The 23,500-nt window shown below is 33.1% G+C and carries 24 protein-coding genes; 8 read left to right on the forward strand and 16 right to left on the reverse strand.

Going from position 1 to position 23,500, the window contains the following annotated elements:
- The first annotated feature begins 208 nt into the window (after window positions 1–208).
- On the forward strand, window positions 209–1,207 hold the full coding sequence (locus K6T82_RS11580; protein ID WP_223706028.1) for an aldo/keto reductase: 999 nt from the start codon (window positions 209–211) through the stop codon (window positions 1,205–1,207).
- 18 nt (window positions 1,208–1,225) lie between these two features.
- Window positions 1,226–2,128, forward strand: coding sequence for a helix-turn-helix domain-containing protein (locus tag K6T82_RS11585; RefSeq protein ID WP_223706029.1), 903 nt, complete (start codon window positions 1,226–1,228; stop codon window positions 2,126–2,128).
- A 95-nt stretch (window positions 2,129–2,223) separates the two neighbouring features.
- Here K6T82_RS11585 and K6T82_RS11590 read toward each other — a convergent pair whose 3' ends face one another.
- Window positions 2,224–2,697 carry an energy transducer TonB gene (locus K6T82_RS11590; protein WP_223706030.1) on the reverse strand — a complete coding sequence of 158 codons (474 nt, stop codon included), beginning with the start codon at window positions 2,695–2,697 and terminating at the stop codon, window positions 2,224–2,226.
- Between the two features lie 509 nt (window positions 2,698–3,206).
- Here K6T82_RS11590 and K6T82_RS11595 point away from each other — a divergent pair.
- Complete coding sequence (locus tag K6T82_RS11595; RefSeq protein WP_223706031.1) at window positions 3,207–4,196, forward strand: SDR family NAD(P)-dependent oxidoreductase; 990 nt, start codon at window positions 3,207–3,209, stop codon at window positions 4,194–4,196.
- Between the two features lie 126 nt (window positions 4,197–4,322).
- Window positions 4,323–4,547: a hypothetical protein gene (locus tag K6T82_RS11600; protein ID WP_223706032.1), complete on the forward strand. Its 225-nt coding sequence runs from the start codon at window positions 4,323–4,325 to the stop codon at window positions 4,545–4,547.
- An 85-nt stretch (window positions 4,548–4,632) separates the two neighbouring features.
- Here K6T82_RS11600 and K6T82_RS11605 read toward each other — a convergent pair whose 3' ends face one another.
- The 12 genes from K6T82_RS11605 to ppk1 all read right to left on the reverse strand — a co-directional run bounded on the left by K6T82_RS11605 (window position 4,633) and on the right by ppk1 (window position 17,125).
- Window positions 4,633–5,784: an iron-containing alcohol dehydrogenase gene (locus K6T82_RS11605; protein ID WP_223706033.1), complete on the reverse strand. Its 1,152-nt coding sequence runs from the start codon at window positions 5,782–5,784 to the stop codon at window positions 4,633–4,635.
- Between the two features lie 77 nt (window positions 5,785–5,861).
- Entirely contained in the window at window positions 5,862–6,734 is an 873-nt protein-coding gene (locus K6T82_RS11610; RefSeq protein WP_223706034.1) for an AraC family transcriptional regulator, read from the reverse strand.
- Between the two features lie 69 nt (window positions 6,735–6,803).
- The gene (locus K6T82_RS11615; protein ID WP_223706035.1) at window positions 6,804–7,826 is read right to left on the reverse strand and encodes an LLM class flavin-dependent oxidoreductase; all 1,023 of its coding nucleotides are present in this window, start codon (window positions 7,824–7,826) and stop codon (window positions 6,804–6,806) included.
- A 106-nt stretch (window positions 7,827–7,932) separates the two neighbouring features.
- Window positions 7,933–8,448: a molybdopterin-dependent oxidoreductase gene (locus K6T82_RS11620; protein WP_223706036.1), complete on the reverse strand. Its 516-nt coding sequence runs from the start codon at window positions 8,446–8,448 to the stop codon at window positions 7,933–7,935.
- 10 nt (window positions 8,449–8,458) lie between these two features.
- On the reverse strand, window positions 8,459–9,571 hold the full coding sequence (locus K6T82_RS11625) for a cytochrome-c peroxidase (RefSeq protein ID WP_223706037.1): 1,113 nt from the start codon (window positions 9,569–9,571) through the stop codon (window positions 8,459–8,461).
- A gap of 45 nt (window positions 9,572–9,616) precedes the next feature.
- Window positions 9,617–11,617 carry a TonB-dependent receptor plug domain-containing protein gene (locus K6T82_RS11630; protein WP_223706038.1) on the reverse strand — a complete coding sequence of 667 codons (2,001 nt, stop codon included), beginning with the start codon at window positions 11,615–11,617 and terminating at the stop codon, window positions 9,617–9,619.
- 275 nt (window positions 11,618–11,892) lie between these two features.
- Complete coding sequence (locus tag K6T82_RS11635) at window positions 11,893–12,768, reverse strand: ABC transporter ATP-binding protein (RefSeq protein ID WP_223706039.1); 876 nt, start codon at window positions 12,766–12,768, stop codon at window positions 11,893–11,895.
- A complete protein-coding gene (gene modB, locus K6T82_RS11640) occupies window positions 12,768–13,442 on the reverse strand; it encodes a molybdate ABC transporter permease subunit (protein WP_223706040.1) in 675 nt (224 codons plus the stop codon). Before modB ends, K6T82_RS11635 begins: the two co-directional genes overlap by 1 nt.
- On the reverse strand, window positions 13,435–13,845 hold the full coding sequence (locus tag K6T82_RS11645) for a TOBE domain-containing protein (RefSeq protein ID WP_223706041.1): 411 nt from the start codon (window positions 13,843–13,845) through the stop codon (window positions 13,435–13,437). The genes modB and K6T82_RS11645 overlap by 8 nt, the downstream gene beginning before the upstream one ends.
- A complete protein-coding gene (gene modA, locus K6T82_RS11650) occupies window positions 13,842–14,615 on the reverse strand; it encodes a molybdate ABC transporter substrate-binding protein (protein WP_223706042.1) in 774 nt (257 codons plus the stop codon). The genes K6T82_RS11645 and modA overlap by 4 nt, the downstream gene beginning before the upstream one ends.
- A 99-nt stretch (window positions 14,616–14,714) precedes the next feature.
- Complete coding sequence (locus K6T82_RS11655; protein ID WP_223706043.1) at window positions 14,715–14,900, reverse strand: hypothetical protein; 186 nt, start codon at window positions 14,898–14,900, stop codon at window positions 14,715–14,717.
- Window positions 14,901–15,097: 197 nt separating this feature from the next.
- Window positions 15,098–17,125, reverse strand: coding sequence for a polyphosphate kinase 1 (gene ppk1 / locus K6T82_RS11660; protein WP_223706044.1), 2,028 nt, complete (start codon window positions 17,123–17,125; stop codon window positions 15,098–15,100).
- Window positions 17,126–17,356: 231 nt separating this feature from the next.
- Here ppk1 and K6T82_RS11665 point away from each other — a divergent pair, with 231 nt between their 5' ends.
- Window positions 17,357–17,851: a hypothetical protein gene (locus tag K6T82_RS11665; protein ID WP_223706045.1), complete on the forward strand. Its 495-nt coding sequence runs from the start codon at window positions 17,357–17,359 to the stop codon at window positions 17,849–17,851.
- Between the two features lie 3 nt (window positions 17,852–17,854).
- Here K6T82_RS11665 and K6T82_RS11670 read toward each other — a convergent pair whose 3' ends face one another.
- Window positions 17,855–18,820, reverse strand: coding sequence for a YheT family hydrolase (locus tag K6T82_RS11670; RefSeq protein ID WP_223706046.1), 966 nt, complete (start codon window positions 18,818–18,820; stop codon window positions 17,855–17,857).
- A gap of 416 nt (window positions 18,821–19,236) precedes the next feature.
- Here K6T82_RS11670 and K6T82_RS11675 point away from each other — a divergent pair, with 416 nt between their 5' ends.
- Window positions 19,237–19,734 carry an acetolactate synthase small subunit gene (locus tag K6T82_RS11675; protein ID WP_223706047.1) on the forward strand — a complete coding sequence of 166 codons (498 nt, stop codon included), beginning with the start codon at window positions 19,237–19,239 and terminating at the stop codon, window positions 19,732–19,734.
- A 74-nt stretch (window positions 19,735–19,808) separates the two neighbouring features.
- Here K6T82_RS11675 and K6T82_RS11680 read toward each other — a convergent pair whose 3' ends face one another.
- Entirely contained in the window at window positions 19,809–20,690 is an 882-nt protein-coding gene (locus tag K6T82_RS11680; protein ID WP_223706048.1) for a dihydrodipicolinate synthase family protein, read from the reverse strand.
- Window positions 20,691–20,708: 18 nt separating this feature from the next.
- Complete coding sequence (locus K6T82_RS11685) at window positions 20,709–21,170, reverse strand: cupin domain-containing protein (protein WP_223706049.1); 462 nt, start codon at window positions 21,168–21,170, stop codon at window positions 20,709–20,711.
- Between the two features lie 196 nt (window positions 21,171–21,366).
- Between K6T82_RS11685 and K6T82_RS11690 the strand changes: the two genes are divergently transcribed.
- A complete protein-coding gene (locus tag K6T82_RS11690; RefSeq protein ID WP_223706050.1) occupies window positions 21,367–22,830 on the forward strand; it encodes a sialate O-acetylesterase in 1,464 nt (487 codons plus the stop codon).
- Window positions 22,831–22,967: 137 nt separating this feature from the next.
- Complete coding sequence (locus K6T82_RS11695; RefSeq protein ID WP_223706051.1) at window positions 22,968–23,480, forward strand: GNAT family N-acetyltransferase; 513 nt, start codon at window positions 22,968–22,970, stop codon at window positions 23,478–23,480.
- The last annotated feature ends 20 nt before the right edge of the window (window positions 23,481–23,500 follow it).

Here is a 23,500-nt window from a genome sequence, read left to right on the forward strand (position 1 = left end):
TACTACAAAAAGTAAAAGATTACTGAAAAACCTGCTTACCTATTGTGATATTCTTATCTACAAAAATTATTCATACCAAATTTTGATAAAAAACAAATTAAAGTGGCTTTTGTTAAGTAACCGTAATTTGAATACAAACTTCCGTAATCTGCAAACTTTTACTCCTGTCGTTTCTTTCGAAATTTGTATTCAACTAAAATTATAAAAGATGAAACAGATTAAATTAGGAAACCAAGGCTTGCTTATTCCGCAACTTGGTTTGGGATGTATGGGAATGACAGGTTTTGAAGAAGGAAATATGTACGGTCCCGCAGATGAAAAAGAAGCGATTCAAACCATTCATCGCTCACTTGAACTGGGAGGTAATTTTCTGGACACAGCAGATTTATACGGACCCTTAAAAAATGAACAACTGATCGCTAAAGCTATAGGAAATCAAAGAGACCAATATATTTTAGCTACAAAATTTGGCTGGGAAATCGATGATAACAACAAAGTAACTTGGGCTATAAACGGCAGCAGAAAATATATCAAAAAAGCGGTAGAACGTTCTCTCAAAAATTTGAATACCGATTATATTGATCTTTATTATATGCATCGTCTAGATAAAAATACGCCGATTGAAGAAACTGTCGACGCTATGAGCGACCTTGTAAAAGAGGGAAAAGTGAAATATATCGGACTTTCGGAAGTATCTTCTGAAACGATCAAAAAGGCACATAGCGTTCATCCAATAACAGCCGTTCAAAGCGAATATTCTTTATTTGAAAGAACCGTAGAAGAAAGAGGCGTACTTAAAACTATGGAAGAACTCGGAATAGGTTTTGTAGCTTATTCTCCTCTTGGCCGCGGATTTTTATCAGGGCAAATTCGATCTATTGATGATCTCCCTGAAAATGATTTCCGCAGGGCTATTCCGCGTTTTCAGGAAAACTATTTCCATAAAAACATTGAACTCGTAAAAGCGATTGAGAAAATGGCAGAAGAAAAAAATGTGACTTCTTCTCAACTTGCTTTAGCGTGGATTATCAGTAAAGGTATTGTTCCTATTCCTGGAACCAAACGCAGAAAATATCTGGAACAGAATATCGCTTCGGCAGATATAGAATTAAGTCAAAGTGATCTTCTGAAACTTGAAAGTATCGTACCTTTGGGAACAGATACCGGAGCGCCATACGATGAATTTAGTATGGGACTTTTGGACTAACTTAAAAAAAACGCTGTTATGAATACTATTGCATCTGTATCTGCTTTTCACCGTTTGCTTTCTCTTCCAGAACCTAAACATCCGATGGTTAGTGTGATCAATTTAGCTGAAAGTATTTTTCTGGACGATGAAATCTGGAAAGGATTTGTCAATAAATTTTATTGTGTTGCTTTAAAGAGAGATGCTAAAGGAAAAATCAGATACGGTCAAGGTCATTACGATTACGATAAAGGCGTTTTAAGTTTTACTGCACCTAATCAGGTGCAGTATTTGGATTATCATAATATGGAATGCGGAGCGGGCTATTTGCTGATATTTCATGAAGATTTTCTTTTAAAACATCCGTTAGCACAACGAATATTTGATTTTGGTTTTTTCTCTTACGCCGTAAATGAAGCTTTACATTTATCTGAACAAGAAGAAAATTATCTGATTGAAATCTTGGATCGAATTGATAAAGAATGTCAGCATATCGATCATCATACACAGGATATTATTCTATCGCAGATTGATTTGCTTTTAAACTATTCCAGTCGGTTTTATGAAAGACAATTCATTACAAGAAAAAACAACAGTCATGCGCTACTTACAAAATTTGAAAGATTTATTAATGATTATTATAATGATGACAAAGCAGAAAAAGGTCTTTTAAGTGTGAGTTTAATTGCCGAAGCTTTACATCTTTCTCCAAACTATCTCAGCGATTTCCTTAAAATACATACCGGACGCAATACAAAAGAGCATATTTATGAAAGGTTGATTAATAAAGCCAAAGAAAAACTATCGACAACAGAATTATCTGTCAGTGAAATCGCTTACCATCTTGGTTTTGAACATCCGCAGTCGTTTAGCACGCTTTTTAAAAAACGAACACAAATGGCTCCTTTGGAATTTCGGGAGATGATTAGGGGTAATTGTTAATGGTTAATGGTTAATGGTTAATTGATAATTGATAATTGATAATTGATAATTGATAATTGATAATTGTTAATTGATAATTGTTAATTGTTCTGTACCTATTTTTGTTGAATATAATACGGAAAACTATACAGACATCGTACCGGTTTTCCATCTTTCATAGCCGGATTCCAGTCTGGACATAATTTCAAAACCCGTTCTAGTTCTTCTCCAGTTCCATATCCAATATCACGAATAACTTCTATATTAGAAATACTCCCATCTTTTTCAATTATAAATTTGGTAAAAATACCGCCTTGAAGTGAACCATTATCATCTGGATCTTTTGGTACAATGTAATTTTTCTTTAAAAAAGCATAAAATTTATTTATTCCTCCTTTAAAATCGGGTTTAACATCAACATCTATTGTATTAAATATTTTGCTATTATCTACCAATGCAGTTTTCACCTTTTTTACTGGCTTTTGGGGCACAACTTTTTTGTTGTTTTCAGGTTCTTTTACGACGGGAACACTTTTATTCTGGCAACTAAAAAATAATATCAAACCAACAGCAGCAAAAAATATTCTCATATGTTTTAATTTAATAAATCTAAAATAAGAATTTTTAAAACAATTCTTCGAAATAATGTATTCATGTAAAAAAGCCAGAAATAATTTCTGGCTTTTTAAAACTTTTGAAATAATTCAAAACTTATTCTTTTGAATATTTCACATAGAAAACATAATTATAAAATGTCTTTTTATTTTTTCTAAAACGTTTCATTTTAATTTAGTTAAACACTTCTCTAATTTCTTCAAAAACAATTATCCTTTAATTAAACAATTACCAAATGTAATTATGTAACTGTTTGCTAATAGTTTAGTATAATTTTACTTTTCATTATTGAGAAAAAAAACTCAATGCTAAAACAGTTCGTATGAATTTTTCAAATCAAAAAAACAGAATATCAAGCACTAGAACTTCTGAGAAAAAATACATTTCAAAAAGCACTTCAAGTAGAACCAATGAAAAAAATAATGGTGTAATGCTGAAAAAGACGCTTTGATTCACTTAGTATTACTTTTAAAAATTAAAAATTATGAAAGATACAGCAACATGCAAAAACAACCTCAAAGGAAAAACTGTTGTCATAACTGGTGCAAGCAGCGGTGTTGGTCGCGCTGCGGCTGAAGCTTTTGCCGCAGAAGGATGCAATTTAATACTGGCTGCCAGAGGAAAAAAAGGTATCGATGAAGTTGTCGAATATTGTCAAGGATTTAATGTCTTGGCTGTAGGCGTTTATGCAGATATGTCTGTTGCCGAAGATGTAAACAAAATAACAGAAAAAGCCCTTTCAACAACCGGAAAAATTGATATCTGGGTCAACAATGCCGGAGTTATGGCAAGTGGAAAATTTGAAGAAATTCCGATGGAGATTCACGAACAGGTTATTAAAACCAATTTATTTGGATACCTGCATGGAGCTTATAATGCTATTCAGGTTTTTAAAGAACAAAATCAAGGAATTCTAATCAATAACGTTTCAATTGGCGGATTTATGCCTGCACCTTACAGCGCTGTGTATTCGGCAACCAAATACGGAATTAAAGGAATGATGGAATGTCTTCAGGGCGAAATTTCTAATCACAAACATATTCATGTTTGCAATTTATATCCGCAATTGCAAAATTCTACTGGTAATCTGCATTCGGCCAAATATTCTGGTTTCGACATGAAAATTTCGCCTATAGCTTCAGATCCGAGAGATACTGCAGCCGCTATAGTGAAGTTGGCAAAACATCCGAAAAAAGATGCGTTTCCTGATTTTCGTGCCGCTGCAATCACTAAAACTTACAAATTATTTCCGAAACCAATTATTAATGCAGCCTCTACGGTTCTTCGGTTAAAAATGAAAATGAATCAGGACAAAGAAGGTGACGCCGGAAATGTATTAACCAATTCTAAAGAACCACTGCGCGTGTATGGAAATCTGCCATCAAAGAAAAGACACAATCTTGCTTTACCTTTATTAACGGGATTGACTATTGGTGCTACTTTATTCTTACTTAATAAAACATTAAAAGAATAAAAGCCAAATATTATAATTTAGTAAGATCGTTCTAAAATTGTATAAAACGATACTTTAATTAAAGTTCTAAATTAGGATTACCTTAAAGCGGCAAAATGAATTTGTATTAATTTAAAGTAATTTTATATGATATCCGATAACTACTTTTTAAACCATCAACATGACAGTGATTTAACTTCGTACGAAGAACAACTGTTATTAAATTACGACAATTATTTAGAAGGCAATTCTCCTGATTTTTCCTTATCCGACAGTCATTACGGACTTGAATTAAGTGATTTACAAGATGAATACTTAGAAGACGATTTTGATTCAGAATATGATGAAAACGACTGGGAAGAAGAAGATTAATTCTGCCTTATTACAATATAAAGAATGAGTAAAAAAAAGCTGTCAAGATTTGACAGCTTTTTTAAAAACAAATTAGATTTTATAATTATCCATTATAAACAATTCCCTCATAACAAGCATTGTATATCTCTTTCAATTCCTCAACAGTTGGTTTTCTAGGATTAAAGCCTGTACAAGGATCTAAAAACGCGTTGTTAGCAATAAAATCTAGATTTTTATCCCAGTCTTCACGAGAAATACCAAATTCTTTAATTGCTGCCTGATTATTTACCTCAGATCTTAAAGTTTCTACAGCCTGAGCCAAATCTTCAGCTGTTTCTTTTCCAATCACTTTTGCTAGGTCAGGAAAACGACTGCTTTCTTTTGAGTTAAAACGAATAACATTTGGTAAAAAAATCGCATTTGAAGCACCATGAGGAATTCCATACAATGCCCCAACTTGATGTGATAATGAATGTACAATTCCAAGCCAAGCATTATTAAAGGCAAGACCAGCCATAAAAGAAGCATCATGCATATTTTGACGAGCCTGAATATTAGACGGATTTTGAACTGCTTCTTTTAAGTTATTGAAAACAATTTCTAAACCTCCTTTAGAAAGTACATCTGCATAATTATTTTCGATATTAGAAACATAAGCTTCTACACAATGCGTCAATGCATCTAATCCTGTATTTGAAGTTACATGTGCTGGCATTGAAGCACAGATTTCCCCATCAACTATTGCGATATCTGGAGTAAGTTCGTACGAAACGATTGGATATTTCACTCCTTTTTCACGATCTGTAATAACTGCTAAACCAGTAGTTTCGGTTCCTGTTCCACTAGTCGATGGAATCGCGATAAATTTTGCTTTTTTACGTAAAACTGGTACGTTAAAAGGCTTAATCATAGCTTCAAAATCAGCATCTGGATATTCGTAAAAAACCCACATCATTTTTGCCGCATCAATTGCAGAACATCCGCCTAAACCAATAATCCAGTCCGGTTCAAAGCTTTTCATTAATTCCGCTCCTTTAAAACAAGTTGCAGATGATGGATCTTCTTCTACTCCTTCAAAAATTTTTGTTTCTAATCCAGCTTCGTTAAGATAAGCAACAGCTTTATCCAAAGACCCACTGTTTTTCATTGAGCTTCCTCCTGTAACGATTACAGCTTTATTTCCTTTAATGTTTTTTAATTCTTCAAGACTTCCCGCACCATGGAAAACTTCTCCCGCAATAAATAACTTGCTCATTTTTATACTTTATTTTAATGTTTTAATACAAGTACAAAAGTATAGTCGGCAGTACGGGCAGTGTTATACAAACGGGTCTATTTGATATAAATTTGAGCCAGTTCTTTCTGAAGTTCCGTTGGAGTTTCGTCCAGTTTGCTTTTCACAAATTTATTCAATGCTGAAGGCGAACTAAAACCTAATTCGAGAGAAATTTGTTTATGAGAAAGATCAGAAAACAATAATAATCTTTTAATTTCCTGAAGAATACGATTTTGAATCGCATTACTGACCGTTTCACCACAATGTTTTTTGGTTATACTATTCAGCTTTTTGGTTGTCACTGCAAGATTTGAAGCATAATATTGAACTGTTTTTTCTTCTTTATAACGCTCATTAAGCATCTTTTTGAAACGAATATAAAGCGTTTTATCACTTTCGTGGTGAAAAACAGGATGCTGGCCATGAACAGATTCAATCAAACCTAAAAGTAAGATTTTGATATAAAACCTTCCTTGTTCTTTACGAATAAGACTTGGATCTGAGTAAATATCTTCTATAAATGTAGCCATAGTCTTTGCATGCGTAAATTCTAAGGGCGACAAAAAAATGCATTTTAAATGTGAAGAAAGATTAACATTATAAGAAAGTAATTCGTTTTTTAAAATATCAGAACAAAATAAAATTTCTTCGAACAAAATTATTTTTCCCGACAATTCTTTAGAAATTAAGGAAACAGAAGAAATTTGTTCTGGAAATATCATCGAGATTTTTCCCGGTTTGAGATGTATAATTTCTTCTTCTAAATGGATCTGAACTTCTCCCTGCTCCACAATGATAATGCAAAAATGGTCTTTTTTATGAGGTTCAGAATAATTATTTAAATTTTCTCTTGTAAGATCGTACACTCGAAAAGAAAGACTTTCATCTTCTTTTTTCTTATTATTTTTTTTTATTTCAAGCCTTTTCAATTAATGAAGTTTTATTAAAAAAGCCCTCGATAGGAATCAGAGGGCTTTTTTTCTATTTTTATAAAAATTTTATCGCCAGCCTAATCCGGGCGCAACATGTTCTAAGATAGAAGACAAAACATGTACATTATAATCTACACCCAAAGTGTTTGGAATAGTCAATAACACTGTATCTGCTTCCTGAATGGCTTCGTCTTGAGCCAGATCAGCAATCAGTTTATCTGGTTCTGCAGCATAACTTTTACCGAAAACCGCTCTTTGATCACGTTCGATATAACCAAAACTATCAGATCCTTTACCTTGTGCGCCAAAGTAATATTTGTCCTGATCGTTCATTAAGGCAAAAATCGAACGACTAACCGAAACTCTTGGTTCACGATCATGACCTGCTTTTTTCCAAGCCTCTTTATATAACCTAATTTGCTCTGCTTGTTGAATATGAAATGGTTTTCCGTTTTCGTCATTCTTTAGCGTTGAACTTTGTAGGTTCATGCCATTTTCAGCGGCCCAAATCGCAGTCGCATTAGAGGAAGCTCCCCACCAAATACGTTCTCTCAATCCTTCAGAATGTGGTTCGATACGAAGTAAACCCGGAGGATTTGGAAACATCGGGTACGGATTTGGCTCTGCAAATCCTTCGCCTTTTAGTCCTTCTAAAAATTGCAAGGCTTTCTGACGCCCCATATCGGCATCTGTTTCATTTTCATTCGGTTCATAGCCAAAGTAACGCCAACCGTCTATAACTTGTTCTGGTGATCCTCTGCTTATTCCTAACTGTAAGCGTCCACCCGATATCAAATCGGCTGCACTGGCATCTTCCAACATGTACAATGGATTTTCATACCTCATATCAATTACACCTGTTCCGATTTCAATTTTACTCGTTTTGGCTCCAATAGCCGAAAGTAAAGGGAAAGGCGATGCTAGCTGTTGAGCAAAATGGTGTACACGAAAATAAGCTCCGTCGAGACCTAGTTCTTCTGCAGCTACAGCTAAATCGATAGATTGAAGAAGTGTATCTCCCGCTGTACGAGTCCCATAGGATGGATTATTTGACCAATGTCCAAATGATAAAAATCCTATATTCTTCATAAATGATTTAATTTTTTTTGTCTTTCAAATATACGCATCAAAACGGAGAAATTTTTATGTTGTTTACCGTATTAGAGAAAGTTTAACACGCAGATAGAAAATCAAATTATTCCTTCGCAAATCGAATAATAAAATGAGAAACTTCATGAACAGAACGAGCAGGTCTATTTTCGTCAGGAACAACTAAACGGAATGGACCTATTCCATTTTCTAATGGTTTTCCATCTTTTTTATCAGCTAAAATAATTACCCTGTTTGTAAAAACTGGATCTAGTTCTGCTAATGAAAAGAGAACTTCATAACCATCACTTGCTCTTACCAACATGTATTTTGTTAGGTTTTCCCCTTTTAGATCTTTTCCTAAAGTTACTCCTGCCTGTTTTAAAATTTCGATAACAGGAACTCCAGAATATTGCTGTATTTTACCATCGCGATCTTTCATATTAGCTTCTACATGAGGCATTTTTGCAAAATCAGAAATACTGATCGAAAGTGTTTTTAAAACCTCACCTTCTACTTTTAGTACGGCTTCTTTTGAAGGAGTTTGTGCTGATAAACTAGTTGTAAAACCAGCAGTAAAGGATGCGATTAGAAAACCTAGTAATAAAAAGTGCTTTTTCATTTTTATGTTTTTAATTAGTAGTTACTTTTTTCAAATGCGGATCAGAAAATTTTGGATCGGTTATAAATGTCGAATCAGTTAGCATTTTTAAAAAACTGATTATATCTGATTTTTCATTGGCTGTTAAACCTAATTTTTCTCCATCTAAATTGTTTGAGACGTTTTTTAGAGAAATACTCAAAGATTTGCTTGGTTTAATATGTTCATTATAATGATCCAATACTTCATCCAAATTTTTGAATCTACCGTCATGCATGTAAGGTGCAGTAAGTGCAATGTTTCGAAGTGTTGCTACACGAAATCTTCCTCGATCATTTTCCATTCCTGTAAATTCTTCCCGACCTATATCTTTAGGTTCTGTATCAAGACCATTGTTGTGAAATAATTCCATATACATTTTTGGCGTTCCGTGGCATTGGGCACAATTAGCACCTCTAATATTCTTTTCTGGTCGAGGCGAATTCATAAACAATTCCATGCCATTCAATTCTTGTTCCGTCGGATTATATTCGCCTCTCAGATATTTATCATAATTCGAATTGGCAGAAATTAAAGTACGTTCAAATTGTGCAATGGCTTTGGTTATTTTATCTGATGTTATTTCAGCCGTTCCAAAAGCTTCTCTAAAAAGTGGCGGATATTCCTTAGTCTGCTGCAATATTTTAACCGCTTTTTCAAGATAACCTCCCATTTCATGAGGATCATTAAGCGGAAATTTTGCTTGGTCTTCCAAACCTTTTGCTCTTCCGTCCCAAAAGAAATTCCGAACCCAAAGCAAATTGGCCAATGACATCGAATTGCGTTTAGTGCGCATATTATCTATTCCTGAACTAAATGCTTTTCCATCTGTAAAAGCAAATTTCTGTTGATGACAACTTGCACAAGAAATGGTTTGGCTCGAAGATAATTTTGTTTCGTAAAATAACATTCTGCCCAAATAAACTCCTTGCTTGGTAGTCGGGTTATCTTCTGGTATACTGATTCTGTTTCCAAAATAATCCGGATATTCTAACTTGTAAGGATCAACATATAAAGGACTTATGTCAGTAGCAGCCGTGAAAATTCCGGCTGCTACCAACACAAGTAGTAAAGTTAGTTTTTTATAATGTGATTCGATTTGCATTATTATAATATCAGAAACATTGAAAATATCTTGTTTTAAAACCTTTTATTGATTGAAAAAACGAAGCGTTACAAAGAAATTTCGTCCTTCTTCTGGAAATCCTTCAACAAGACTGTAATTTCTATCGAATATATTGCTTATTCCGGCATCAAGACTAAAATTTTTCAATATTTTTCCTGAAGCGTAAAAATTTAAAAGTGTATAATCTGGAACTCGTGTACCATAACTTGTACTGAATCGAGACGAATTAAAGTCTGCATTTGCAATTAATCGTAAAACCTTAATTGGTTCATACTCTACTGTTCCCATTACTTTTGTGTTGGGCACATCTGTAAAATAAATGGTTGGACTCGTTATATTTTTTCTTTCCAGATACGTATAATTGGCATTGAAAATAAGATTTTTCAAGATCGAATAATTAATCTGCGCTTCAACTCCACGGTATTCTGCCTCACCAAAATTCTGCATTTGCGATCTGCCAGGCTGTACATTGCTCACACTCAAAATAGCATCTGTGATCGAACTGTAAAATAAGGCAGTTTGAAATGTCATTTTCTCAAATAACGTTGCTGTATAATTCACTTCATAATTTAATGCTGTTTCCGGTTTTAATGTCGGATTCGGAATTGCAGTTCCCATTCTATAAGAATAACGGTCTTTAATGGTTGCAAATCTTGTTTTTTGAGAAACTGTAGCACCTAACTTCTGAGCTTCATTTAATTGATAGAAAAGTCCGATTTGCAAATTGTAAGCATCACTGGCATCTGCTGCTGGATAATCTGATATAACTTTCGTTGTACTGTTATAATCCTGAGCCTGAATATTTTTTCTAATGTTATAACTCGCTCCCGGAATCACAGTAAATTTATTGGAAACTTTAAAAACATCTTCAATTCCGAACAAAATTGTATTGTCGATAAAATGACGTACAGGCTCTCCTAAATTATTTTCACGGTGTACGTCTTCTTTAAAATGAACTGCTGCTTTAAACTCATTTTTTGGAATAATTTTCGTGTTGTATTCTACATTTCCACCATACGTATAGTCGTCGTAAAGACTTTGAAAAGCGTATCCTTTGGTCATTGTTGAATACGTTTTATCATCATAACTGTTCAGCGTATTTTTGAATTTGTCATAATATATTCTCGTTTTCAAACTGTTTTGATCGTCCAGATTTGAATTGGAAATAAAGTAATAACTCTCTTTATTCCAAACCGGCCACTGCCAAAAACGCGGATTGTTCAAAAGTGAATTTTTAGTATCGCTTCCTGCATAAACAGGATTTCCTTTTTCTCCTTGTTGATTAATGTAACCCAACGCATATTCGCTTTTCTTGTTTGGAGTCCACCCTACTTTAAAACTAATTTTCTGGTCTTTTCGGTATGAATTATCTCTTTGTCCCCCATCTTCATTTTTCATTGGAACAAAATCAGAAGACATTCTGGTTGAATTTCGGTCCAAATACGAATAACCACCTTGAACATAAAATTTGCCTAAATTAGATCCGATGTTGATGTTTCCGCGATAGCCATTTTCATTTATTGCTCCTAAAGCACCATCATATTCTAGCTTTTTGGAAGGTTTTCTCGAAATAAGATTAATCGCGCCACCTAAAGAATTCGGTCCATAAAGCACAGAAGAAAATCCTTTTGAAACATCGACCGCCGCCAAATCGAATGTCGTAAATCTGGCAAGATCTACATAACCATCATAAGGAACGTAAACCGGAATACCATCCATATAAACCGGAACTTGTCTCAAATCAAAACCTCTTATAGAAACCATTGATTCGTTTCTTGGACCTGAAGCTGTCAAAGTTACTCCGGGAAGCAGATTTAAAGCTCTCGAAACTTCTATTTTGTTTTGAGATTCCATCTTTGCAGAAGTTACCCTGTTCAAAGTATCTTTATTCTGACTGTGAGTGATAACGACCTCTCCAAGCATAAAGATATTTGATGTTTTTAAAGAATCGGCCTCGGTTGTTTTATTTTGCTGCGAAAATCCGATTAACGGAAAGAGCATCAATACTGCAAATTTTAATTTCATGGTTTACGATGTTTTCAGTATGTTTTTAAATGAATACTGATGATTAAAAAAATATTTGATTGGTCAATAATTATTTTTTTTCAAAAAAAGTACCTTTTTCAAGTTTAAATTATGATTTTGGTCATATTATAAAAAAAAAAAATTAACCTAAATAATAGCTTAAAAATTACAATTTGCATTACCAAATTGTTCAAACCTCGAAATACTTAGTTTTTACATTTCAAAAATAAGTATTTATACTTAATTAAAAACAAGAATATAAAAATTTTTCAAATCTAAATCAAAACCTGTATAATCGGATTAAATGCTTTTGAAGCCACTAAGACTTTTTGTCCAATTCTATATTCTTTTGCATCTTCCTCTGTTGCAATTACTTTCACAATATTATTTCCTGACGAAATCTGAACGATATAAACGACATCGCTTTTAGTAATACTTATTATTTCTCCTGTCAATTGAAATTTACTACTTATTTTTTGCTCTGAAAAAACGGTTGCAGGAGTTCCTTCTTTTATAATTTTTCCTTTATCAAGTACGATTACCTGATCTGAAAGTTTAAAAATCTCTGCAATGGAATGACTAATCATCAAGGTAGTCAATTGGTATTTTTGATGAATTTTTAAGATATAATCCTGCAGTTTAAATCGCATATCATCATCCAGGGCCGATAATGGTTCGTCTAATAAAAGAATTTCAGGTTTGCGGACAATAGCTCTTGCCAAGGCTACACGCTGCTTTTGTCCACCTGATAAATTCTGAGGTTTACTATTCTGCAGCGATTGTAATTCCATTAAGTCAATAAGTTCTTCGACAATTTCTTTAGAATCATTTTTTGATAAGGCAAATTCCAGATTTTCTTTTACGGTTAAATTTGGAAATAAGGCAAAATCCTGAAATACAAATCCAATAGAACGTTTTTGAACAGGAAGATGAACCTTTTTCTCAGAATCGTCCCAAATGGATTCACCTACTTTTATATTAACTTTTTCTGCATCGGTTAGACCTGATAAAATACGAAGGATTGTGGTTTTACCAGCTCCCGAATTTCCGTAAATAGCAACAAACTGTCCTTTTTCAATAGTCAGAGAAATAGCCAATGGCAACTCGCCATCTGCTGTCTGGAGCATTTTATAAGCATCAATTTGTATCATTAATAAAGAGTAGTTTTTTGTGATTTATTATTGATTAAATGAACTACCAGAAGAATCGAAAATGAAAACAAAAACAATATTCCTGCATAAATATTGGCATTGTCATAATTCATAGATTCTACTTCTTCGTAAATGGCTATCGAAACTACTTTTGTTTCTTCTGGAATACTTCCTCCAACCATAAGAACTACGCCAAACTCTCCTAAAGTGTGAGCAAAAGTCATAATAATACCCGTAAATAAGGAAGCACTAATATTGGGAAGCAAAATTTTAGTAAGCGTTGTCAATCTCGATTTTCCTAAAGTAAAAGAGGCTTCCTGCAAAGCGGGTGGCAGATTTTTTAATCCCGATAAAATCGGATTTACCATAAATGGCAGACTGTATAAAACCGAAGCCACAATTAAGCCTTGAAAAGTAAAAACCAGTCTTACATCAAAATAATCAGATAAAAATTTCCCGAAAGCATTTTCTGGACTAAAAGCAATTAAAAGATAAAAACCCAAAACTGATGGCGGCAAAACTAAAGGTAGGCTTATCAAAGCTTCAACAACGGCTTTTAATCGAAATCTACTGTAGCAGAGCCAATAAGATAAGGGAATTGAAACCACTAAAAGAATTACTGTGGTTATCAAAGCCAATTTTGCAGTAAGCCATAAAGGATCTAGATTAATCATGGGCAGATAAGCTTACTTCGTTTGTTTTTATTAAAGCCAATACTTTGTCGTTTTCTTTTAAATCCAATTGTTCACAAGCATTTGTTGTAATAATGGATTGTATACTTTGATCGGAATCTTGTATGACCAAATTGATCTGACTTAAAATTATTCCTTTTTTTAAAGATGCAATACGACAAGGAATCTGGTTTTGAATGCTGATTGCCAGATTTAAATCTTTAGCAATAATGACTTCTGTTTCTTTAAAAATAATTTGAACAACATTATCTTTTACTAAATAGTTTACTGTTTCTGGTGTATCTAAAACTATCGAAGAAAAAGTAAAAGTATTCGATTTTACTTTGACTAGCGAAATGCCTTCATTCGATCTGATTTCAGTTATAATTCCGTTTAGTACATTCATTTTGTTGCCGTATCGTATCCGTAATATTTTAAAATCGCAATTGCTTTTTTAGAGGAAATAAAGTTGTAGAATTTCAAAACGTTTGCATTGTTTTTTCCATGTTTCAATACCACACATCCTTGTTCTAAGGGCGAATGACTTTTTTGAGGAATAATATAATATTTACCACCTTCTTTCTTCATATTTGGAGTAAGCACAAGAGATAAAGCCGTAATTCCGATATCTGCATTTCCGGTTGTTACAAACTGAGCGGCTTGTGTAATGTTTTCACCAAAAACCAACTTATTTTTTATTTTATCGTATACTTTGTAGAATTTCAAACTTTCGACCGCCTTTTCTCCATAAGGAGCAGTTGCAGGATTTCCGATAGCGATTTTTTTAACAGATGCGTCTAAAAGACTATTTATCTTTGCTTTGTTTGGATCCGTTTTTTTACTCCAGATAACCAATTTACCGACAGCATACATTTTTATTTTAGAAGACGTCAATTTATTTTTTTCCAATTGATTGGGATAATCCATATCTGCTGAAAAAAACAAATCAAATGGAGCTCCACTTGAAATTTGCTCGTAGAATTTCCCCGAAGCTCCATAAGTAATCTGTGGATTTATACCTGGATTTTGATTCTTAAAAACCGTATTTACAGAATCTAAAGCAACTTTAAGATTGGCTGCGGCAACAATTGTAAATTTCTGCTGGGCATTTATTGTTCCAAAAATTAAAAAAGAAAGTAGTGGTAAATGCGTCAAAAATCTTTTTCGGGTCTTCATATCGAATTATTTGATTGCTTGCACTAGATAAAACGAGCAATTTATAATTGTAAAAATACGTATTCTTAATCAGAATAAGAAGACCTTTCTCATAAGATATTAATTTGAGTTGCTGTTAATCATCTCCCAAATAAGATCAAGCGTCATAAGTGTTTTCAAACGAGTGCCGCAGCTTAAATAAATCCATGTTCCAAGAGATTCTTCTGCAGCAAACATGCAGGTAATCTGAGAAACATTAACGGTATACTGCGTGAGATCATCGGTTCTAAACTGAATCGTTTTCATATAAATAAGATATTTGGGGCGGTAAATGTAAATCCATCAGGTCTTTTACATTCTATCAAATATATCCAATTAAACCTCTTTTTATTTTAAATACGATTTAACCTATTATTACTATTAATGCAAAAAACACAAATAATTACAGGAAAAAACTACATTTTTAGAACTAATGACACCTCTTTATTAAGAAGATGTAAAATCTATTCCGTATCTGATTTATTAGTCATTTCAATCCAGTCGTAAATTTCGGTTTGGGCGCATCTTGGCACAATTTCATTTAAGGTGTCCAATTCGTTGTTTCCCTCACTGTTGATGGTTCTTCTTTTGGTGTTATCCTCTAATTGCAACTGAATAATTTTATTAATCTCTCCCCTGTTTTTTTCGTCGTGAATTGGAAAAGCAACTTCTATTCTTCTATTTAAATTTCGACTCAACATATCTGCAGACGATAAATAGATTTTTTCGTTGCCTTTATTGGCAAATTTGTAAATTCTAGAATGTTCTAAAAACTTTCCAACAATGCGGTAGATTTTTATGTTTTCAGAAACGTTTTTTATTCCTGGCAACAATGTGCATATTCCGCGTACAATCATCGTTACATCAACACCTGCTTTGCTTGCTTCAATAAGCTTCTCAATAATATCTTTTTCGTCGACACCATTTACTTTCAAAAATATAAAAGCCTCTTTACCTGCTTTTTTATTCTTAATTTCATTATCGATAAACTCAATTAATTTCTCTTTCATATTAAAACCTGCTGCCAGAATTTCTTTTGGCATACCAGTCTTTTTCTTTGTCTTTAAAAAAGTAAAAACCTTTTTTAGATCATCTGTATATTTTTTTTCTGAAGTAAAGAATCCAAAATCAGAATAAACGTTGGCTGTGTTTTCGTTAAAATTTCCTGTTGACAAATAACTGTAGTTCTTTTTATTACCGTATTTGTCTTTCATCGTAACCATCGCAATTTTTGCATGAACTTTTAAATTTGGCATACTTTGAATGATTTTTATTCCGGCATTTTTCATCTCGCGTGACCAAAACAGATTATTGTATTCGTCAAACCTCGCTTTTACTTCTACAAAAACAGTTACTTTTTTTCCGTTTTTAGCAGCACTTATTAAAGCATTTGCAATTAACGATTGCGAGGAAATTCGATATAAAGTAATCTTGATCTCTAGAACATTTCTATTAATTGCCGCCTGATTAAAAAACTGAAGTACATAATAATAAGACTGATAAGGAAAATGTAGTAATTGATTTCGCTTGTCAATAATTTCAAAAATTGATTTGCTGCTTTCAAATGGCAAATGTTTCAAACTCGGATAATTTGCGCCCTGAAGTTTTGGTTTGAGTGGATTAGGAAAATGAAACAAATCGTACAAATTATGATGGCTTCCTCCCTTTATCATCTCATTACTTTTAAGACGGAAAGCATTTTTACAAACTGAAATAGTATCAGAATCCATATTAGAATCATACAAAAATCTTGTTGATGAGCCTCGTTTTCGTTCTGCTACTTTTGCTTCAATTTTTGCTATTAAATCGCCCGAATTCTCATCTTCAATTAGATAATTTTCGTCTCGGTTTAATTTAATGGCATAAGAGGAAACTATTTTCCCAGAAGTAAAAATAAAAGACAGGCATTTTTTAATTATAGTATCAATCGAAATAATATAATGTGTATCTCCCTGACTTTGCAGTCTTTTATATCGATCCAATTTATCTGAAGGAATATTCAAATAAGCATAATTATAATTTCCAGAAGTGTCTTTTAATTTGACTAATAAATATAAGCCTCGATTGTTTAAAAAGTACGTTTTGGGCTGATTTACAGAAATATAAATTACCTGAATATAAGATAAAATAATACTTTTAAAGTAATATTCTATTTCATTCAAATGTTCTTTTGAAAGTTCTTGATTTTCGTAATAAACAATATGATGTTCTTTTAATTCTGGCAGTATCGAATATTTCCAAATCGACCCAAATCTATTTTGCTGGAGATTGACCTCATTTAAAATTTGGGTTAACAACTCTTTATTTTTCTTTGAATTCTTAACCAACAGTTTTTTGACTTTCACTCTAAAAAATTCATCCAGATTAGAAGAATGTATGGCTAAAAATTTAATTCTTTCGTATACTGAATTATTTAAATCTTCTGCTTCATCCAAAATACAATTATTGAAAGAGAGCCAAGAGATTTCTGAAGGTATAAGATAGTTTTGCACGTTAGTTGACTAGTTTTATGAAAGAAAATATTGATTTCTGATTTGTGTACACATTTGTAAATTTCAACAATAATTATTTTAAAATAGAAACACAAAGAACCAGTTAACCAAAATTTAATTTATTGATAACATTCTCATTTCATATTCATATTTTACAAAATCGAAAGTTTTATCTATAACAAAATTCCCTTCCTAAAAATTAAATTTGAAGTTCTTATTAAAAATACTTTTATGAAAAATTTTTTAATGGTTACATTGCCTTTTCTTCTTTTTTCTTGTCAGCAGAAAGAAAATAAGAGTACTACTGTATCGTCTTCAGACTCGATTCAGGTAACACAAAATGCAGAAGAAAGTAAAATTGAAAATCGTACTGAAAACAAACAGACAGGCGATACAATTTTTATGAATTTTAAGAACGAACAAAACATCTATATCGCTGAAGGGACAGTAGATTCCATCCATTCTAGAATATATGTCAAGTTTAAAAATGAGGAATCTGGCGAGTTGAATGCTAAGATTATGCCACCGACTGGAAAAGGAAATATTCGATTCAATCAGATTATTTTTCCAGATAAAACCTCAGATGGCCCATTCGGAATGGATATGAAAATTCCATTGAAACAAAAAGGAAGTTACATTTTAGTAATTGGACATTCGCAAATGGCTGATAATCCGTTTTGGGGTAAATTTAAGGTCGAGCTTGAGAATAAAAAAGTAGCCGAATAACAATTAAGCAGACTTACAAGACTCAAAAAAATCAAAAGCTCTTTTCTCTGCATAAGAATACGTAGAATTTCGTAAAGGAAAAGCACAGTGTCCGCCATACTTTGGAGTTTCCAAGTAAACGTATGCACTATCTCGTGCAATAGTACGAGGATAACATCTTTCACCCAAAAAAGGATCATCGAGTGAATTGATTATTAAAACAGGAGTACTGATATCTTTAAGAGAAAATTCAGGAGAAACACGTTCGTAATAATCATCTCGGCTTGCAAAACCATGAAGCGGTGCCGTAAAATACTGGTCGACTTCATCAAAAGAGGTAATTTTATCAATCTGGTCACGATTTATAAAATCAGGAAATTGTGCTGCCTTGTATTTCAATTTTCTTTTAATATCAATTGTAAAATTCTTTAGATAAACTCGATTAAAACCTTGTTTCAAAACTTGTGCACTTGTTGCAATATGCGTTGGAACCGAAATAGAAACTGCTGCCTTTATGCGTTCATCTATTTTTGTCCAGCCTAAATAGTTTAAAAGCTGAACGCCTCCCATCGAATATCCGATCAGATAAACATCTTCAAATCCTTTTTTGAAAACAAATTGGACAACCTCGTCCAAATCATCAACCGCACCATGATGATACAGTCTCGGAAGACGATTCATTTCTCCTCCGCAAGTTCTATTGTTCCAAGCAAAAACAGAAAATCCTTTCTGCTGAAAATAGGTCGCACAACTATTATTATAAGTTCTGCGGGAATCTCCTTCTAAACCATGACAAAGAATAACTGCTTTTTTGGAATCATTTACCACAAAATCAATATTGATAAAATCGCCATCATTCAGTTCGTGTTTTTCCCTTGTATATCCAGGAACTTCAAACTTTTTAAACAACGCAGCATAAATAGTAGAAACATGTCTGTTTCTATGTATTATGGAAGGAAAATTATATTCTGATTGTTCAATTATTGGCATAACAAAAAGTTTTTTTAGTGGTCCTTTCTACAAATTTAATAAATCAAACAACACTAAAAGTTTTCCGTTTCATAAAATTTTCTACATTTGTCGTTCAACAATAAAAGCAATGAAAAACGTAATTACAATTAGCAACATTCACACAATTATCATCGATAACTGTGGGGAGTGTCTTTTTAATTAAGTAAACGTCAATTATATAATTAAAAGCCTCCTTTAAACGGGAGGCTTTTTTATTTTACATCAACTTGAAAAACAGAATATCCATTATTATTAGCGCAATTATTATTACCTGTCTCTTTTGACGAGTCGGAATTATATGCTTTATAATCAACCTTTCTCAGTCAAAACGAGAAAGGTTTTTTTTTATCTCAAAATCAAATAAACCTTAAAACAAAATTGAAAAACAACAACAAATGAAACAGCAGTACACCTTAACAATTCACACAGAAGATCGCTTCGATTTAATTCATAAAATAAGTCTTGTGTTTACTCGAAGAAATATTAAAATTGAAGGTCTTTCTATCTCGATTTGTGAAATTGATACTGTTTACAAATACACCATTCTTATAACTGAATCTTTAGAAACGGTTCGAAATATGGCGCTTCAGATCGAAAAAATCATAGAAGTTTTTAAATGTTGTTACTATACCAATGAAGAGATTGTCTGGACAAAAGTTGTTTTATTTAAAATTCCTACGTCACAAATTATGATAAATGAAAAATTAAACGAACTTTTACGAAAACACAATGCGAAGCATCTTTCCGTCCAAAGTACTTTTACCATATTTGAATGTACTTTCCAAGAAATAGACAGTCCTAATTTAATTCGAGAATTGAAAGAATTTGAACTTGTAGAATTTATAGAAAGTTCGAGAATTGCATTAGTTAAATCTGGCAAGGAATTTCTTTAAAATCGAGATATTTTAAAAACTACAAAAAGCCTGCAAATATTGACTTTGCAGGCTTTCGTTTTTTTGAAAATTAATTATTGAAGAGAACTCAAAATTTCTTCAAGCTGTTTAACCTCTTCTGAAGCTAGAGGCTGAAGAGGTTTTCTCAATTGTCCTCCATTTATGCCTTGAAAATTCAAACCGGCTTTTATAGCTCGTGGTAATCCTTTTTCTACAATAAATTTCAATAAATTGATTTGTTTGTAAAATAGTTTCTGCGCTTCGTTAAGATCATTTTTCTGAACTGCATCATACAAAGCTATATTCAGCTCCGGAATCAAATTAGGCGCAGCGGTACACCAACCTGTAGCGCCCGCGGCAAAAGCAGATAATGCCAAAGGATTTGATCCGTTGTAAAAAGCAACATCATCTCCTAATTCCTTTTTTAAATAATGCATTCTCTGAACATCTCCCGTACTTTCTTTGATCATAGTAACATTCGGAATTTCAAGAAGACGTTTTAATAATTTCGGCGACATATCAATTCCTGCCGTTGCTGGATTATTGTACGCCATAATCGGAATCGATATTTCGTTTGCTACAGCTTCATAATGTTTTACAATTTCATCATCACTCAATTTCCAGTAACTCATCGGAATAATCATTACAGCGTCTGCTCCTTCTTTTTCAGCTGCTTTGGCGTGATAAATAGTTCTTTCTGTAGTCAGATTGGATACGCCAACCAAGATCGGAACCCTCCCTTTTACTTGTTCAACAGTTGCTTTAGTTATTGCTAGTTTCTCTTCATCGTTCAGATAAGGCATAACTCCTGTGCTTCCCAGCGGAGCGACAGCATGTGAACCCGCAACAATTAATCGTTCTAATAACTCTTTGTACAACGGAATATCTACTTTTTCATTTTCGTCAAACGGAGTGATCGGATAGGCAATTATTCCTTTAAATTTGATGTCTTTCATTTAATTTTCTGTTTTCTGTTACAAATCTCTTCCTTCTTCTTCTCTTAATGCAACACCTAAATTTTGCAATTGAGGTGCATTTTCTGTAGCAATATATTTTGCATTTTCCATGTCGCTTAAGTTTTGATGTCTGTGCCAAGTCCAAGCCGGAATATAAACTGCGTCACCTGCTTTCCACTCTACCTTTTGATCTTCGATTTCTGTAAAACCAGTTCCTTCAATTACATACAAAAGTGTTTCATAAGTATGTCTGTGTCTGTTGGTTAATTGTCCAGGAAGTAACCCACCAATTGTCATACTTACATTTTTACTTGGCAGATCTACAAAAAACACTGGATGTTTTCTTTCTGTAGAAAACTGATTGTGTTCGCCTGCGTTTTCGACATTTCTGTGAATTAATTTGTCGGGCATAATAAAGCTTGGTCGTGCAAAAGTCTGATGAAAATCTTTTGATGAGAATTTTTTTTCGTTCGTTTCCATTGTAATTCTAATTTTAGTTCTTGCATTATTGCGTGACAAAAATATCTCAACATTGGAACATCAAAATGATACAGTTTTAATATAATTAGGTAGTCCAGTTTTGATGCTTATTAAAATCAAAAAAATCTCTCAGGATGCTACAGGACAGACAAGAAGCTTTATTTCTTTATTTTTGAAATAATTCAAAAAGAAAAAAATGCATTCCAATAAATTGATTTTCTCGTTTTTAAGTATTTTGCTTTTATTCACATTCAAGGTTTCCAGCCAAATTGTACTTCCTAAAATAATCGGCCACAATATGGTTTTACAACAAAAGCAAAAAGTTTCTATTTGGGGAACAGCTAGTCCAAACGAAAAAATTTCGGTTGCATTTGCCGGACAAAATAAAAAAACAACCGCTGATAAAGCTGGTAAATGGTCGATTCAATTAAACCGTATGGATGCCTCTTTTACGCCACGTGAAATGACCATAAAAGGAAACACTACAATTGTTCTCAAAAATATACTGGTTGGAGAAGTCTGGCTTTGTTCTGGTCAATCTAATATGGAATATGCCATGAGAAAGTACAGCAAATTTGAGACTGCCGTAAAAGGATATAAACCGCCAGAAGATGACTTAAATAAAGCAAACAACACTAATATTCGCATTTTTTTAGATCGCAGGAAATATATGGATCCAAGTCCGGAACATCTCGGATGGGATGCCGCAATGGGAAAACCATTAGTTGATTTTTCTGCTGTTGGATATTATTTTGCAAAAGACCTGTATTCGAAATTAAATGTACCAATCGGAATGATTTCTGCAGCTGTTCCGGGAAGCAGAATCGAACCTTGGATCCAGGCCTCTAAAATGGATTTTGCCCCTATATTGAAAAACGGAAAAACACTTGAAAAACTAAGTGCTGACGGCGGAGAGTCTGGTAAATTTTACGATACCATGATTCAACCTTTAATTCCGTATACAATGAAAGGAATATTATGGTATCAGGGAGAATCAAATTGCTTTTTGAATGAAAATATTCGCTATGCGTACAAATTTAAAACATTGATCGAAAGCTGGAGAAATGAATGGAACAACAAAACAATGCCTTTCTATTTTGTTCAACTGGCACCATACGCTTATTCTACTACAAAAGACGAACGCCCACACAGTGCAGAACAACTTCCTGAATTCTGGGAGGCGCAAAAACTTGCGCTTCATTTAAAAAACACAAATACCATTGCCATAACCGATTTGGTTGATAGTATCGCCGATCTGCATCCTGGATATAAATGGGAAATTGGGCGACGATTAAGTCTTTTGGCCTCCAATAAAACGTACGGGAAAAAAAATGTCGTTTGGTCTGGCCCAGTTTATAAAAAAATGAGAATAGTCCATAATACTATCGAAATCACCTTTTCAGAAACAGGAAGCGGGTTGACAAGCCGTGACGGAAAACCACTGACTTGGTTTACTATAGCAGGTAAAGATGGAAAATTTGTACCCGCAAATGCAATAATAAAAGACAATACCGTAATTCTTTCTGCTGCTGAAATTCCAAATCCTGTTGTCGCTCGTTTTGGGTGGAATGAAGGTACGCAATCGAATTTCATCAACAAAGAAGGATTACCGGCCGTTCCTTTCCGAACCGATAATCCTTGGGATAAACTTTTTCAGTAAAGAATATAAACTTGAAATTAGTTTTGGTACTTCAGCGAATTCAGACTTTAATATCTTGTATGTTCAAATTAGAGATTGCTATTTTTTCAAAATATTCACTTATTTTTGTTTTTCTTCAATAATTAAAAAACATCAAATTGATTACTTTTAAAAAGTGTGAGCAAATCGACCTTGATTTATTACATAAAATCGCCATACAGTCTTATAATGATACGTATCAATACCTTTGGAAAGACAAAGGAAAATCATATTTGGAGCGATTTTATAAAAAAGAAATTTTCAAAGAAGAGCTTTCTGCAGCTGATATCTTTTACTTTCTGATTTATAATGGAGAAAATGCTGTTGGTTTTGTAAAACTGAAAGAAAACACCATAGAATCGTATGCACCATCAAAATGCATCGAACTGGATAAACTTTATCTTTTGAAAGAAGCCATAGGAAAAGGAATTGGAAAAAGTACAATGAACTTTGTAATCTCCTTTTCAAAAGAAAAAAACTATGCTGCAATATCGCTGAAGGTTATGGAAAGCAGTCCGGCAAAATTTGTTTACGAAAAAGCAGGTTTTGTTCAAATCGATCAATACGATTTAGATTATCCTAATATTGTAGAAGAACACGCCTCTATACTTACAATGGTTTGCAAAATTTAGAGAAGTTTCATCTAGATTTT

Origin of the sequence: Flavobacterium potami, from assembly GCF_020026915.1 — a bacterium.
Lineage (GTDB): Bacteria > Bacteroidota > Bacteroidia > Flavobacteriales > Flavobacteriaceae > Flavobacterium > Flavobacterium potami.

Excerpts from the sequence above, each read along its gene's own strand:
- K6T82_RS11580 (WP_223706028.1), top strand. The coding sequence starts at position 209 with ATGAAACAGATTAAATTAGGAAACCAAGGCTTGCTTATTCCGCAACTT.
- K6T82_RS11585 (WP_223706029.1), top strand. The coding sequence starts at position 1,226 with ATGAATACTATTGCATCTGTATCTGCTTTTCACCGTTTGCTTTCTCTT.
- K6T82_RS11590 (WP_223706030.1), bottom strand. The coding sequence starts at position 2,697 with ATGAGAATATTTTTTGCTGCTGTTGGTTTGATATTATTTTTTAGTTGC.
- K6T82_RS11595 (WP_223706031.1), top strand. The coding sequence starts at position 3,207 with ATGAAAGATACAGCAACATGCAAAAACAACCTCAAAGGAAAAACTGTT.
- K6T82_RS11600 (WP_223706032.1), top strand. The coding sequence starts at position 4,323 with ATGATATCCGATAACTACTTTTTAAACCATCAACATGACAGTGATTTA.
- K6T82_RS11605 (WP_223706033.1), bottom strand. The coding sequence starts at position 5,784 with ATGAGCAAGTTATTTATTGCGGGAGAAGTTTTCCATGGTGCGGGAAGT.
- K6T82_RS11615 (WP_223706035.1), bottom strand. The coding sequence starts at position 7,826 with ATGAAGAATATAGGATTTTTATCATTTGGACATTGGTCAAATAATCCA.
- K6T82_RS11620 (WP_223706036.1), bottom strand. The coding sequence starts at position 8,448 with ATGAAAAAGCACTTTTTATTACTAGGTTTTCTAATCGCATCCTTTACT.
- K6T82_RS11625 (WP_223706037.1), bottom strand. The coding sequence starts at position 9,571 with ATGCAAATCGAATCACATTATAAAAAACTAACTTTACTACTTGTGTTG.
- K6T82_RS11630 (WP_223706038.1), bottom strand. The coding sequence starts at position 11,617 with ATGAAATTAAAATTTGCAGTATTGATGCTCTTTCCGTTAATCGGATTT.
- K6T82_RS11635 (WP_223706039.1), bottom strand. The coding sequence starts at position 12,768 with ATGATACAAATTGATGCTTATAAAATGCTCCAGACAGCAGATGGCGAG.
- modB (WP_223706040.1), bottom strand. The coding sequence starts at position 13,442 with ATGATTAATCTAGATCCTTTATGGCTTACTGCAAAATTGGCTTTGATA.
- K6T82_RS11645 (WP_223706041.1), bottom strand. The coding sequence starts at position 13,845 with ATGAATGTACTAAACGGAATTATAACTGAAATCAGATCGAATGAAGGC.
- modA (WP_223706042.1), bottom strand. The coding sequence starts at position 14,615 with ATGAAGACCCGAAAAAGATTTTTGACGCATTTACCACTACTTTCTTTT.
- K6T82_RS11655 (WP_223706043.1), bottom strand. The coding sequence starts at position 14,900 with ATGAAAACGATTCAGTTTAGAACCGATGATCTCACGCAGTATACCGTT.
- K6T82_RS11665 (WP_223706045.1), top strand. The coding sequence starts at position 17,357 with ATGAAAAATTTTTTAATGGTTACATTGCCTTTTCTTCTTTTTTCTTGT.
- K6T82_RS11670 (WP_223706046.1), bottom strand. The coding sequence starts at position 18,820 with ATGCCAATAATTGAACAATCAGAATATAATTTTCCTTCCATAATACAT.
- K6T82_RS11675 (WP_223706047.1), top strand. The coding sequence starts at position 19,237 with ATGAAACAGCAGTACACCTTAACAATTCACACAGAAGATCGCTTCGAT.
- K6T82_RS11680 (WP_223706048.1), bottom strand. The coding sequence starts at position 20,690 with ATGAAAGACATCAAATTTAAAGGAATAATTGCCTATCCGATCACTCCG.
- K6T82_RS11685 (WP_223706049.1), bottom strand. The coding sequence starts at position 21,170 with ATGGAAACGAACGAAAAAAAATTCTCATCAAAAGATTTTCATCAGACT.
- K6T82_RS11690 (WP_223706050.1), top strand. The coding sequence starts at position 21,367 with ATGCATTCCAATAAATTGATTTTCTCGTTTTTAAGTATTTTGCTTTTA.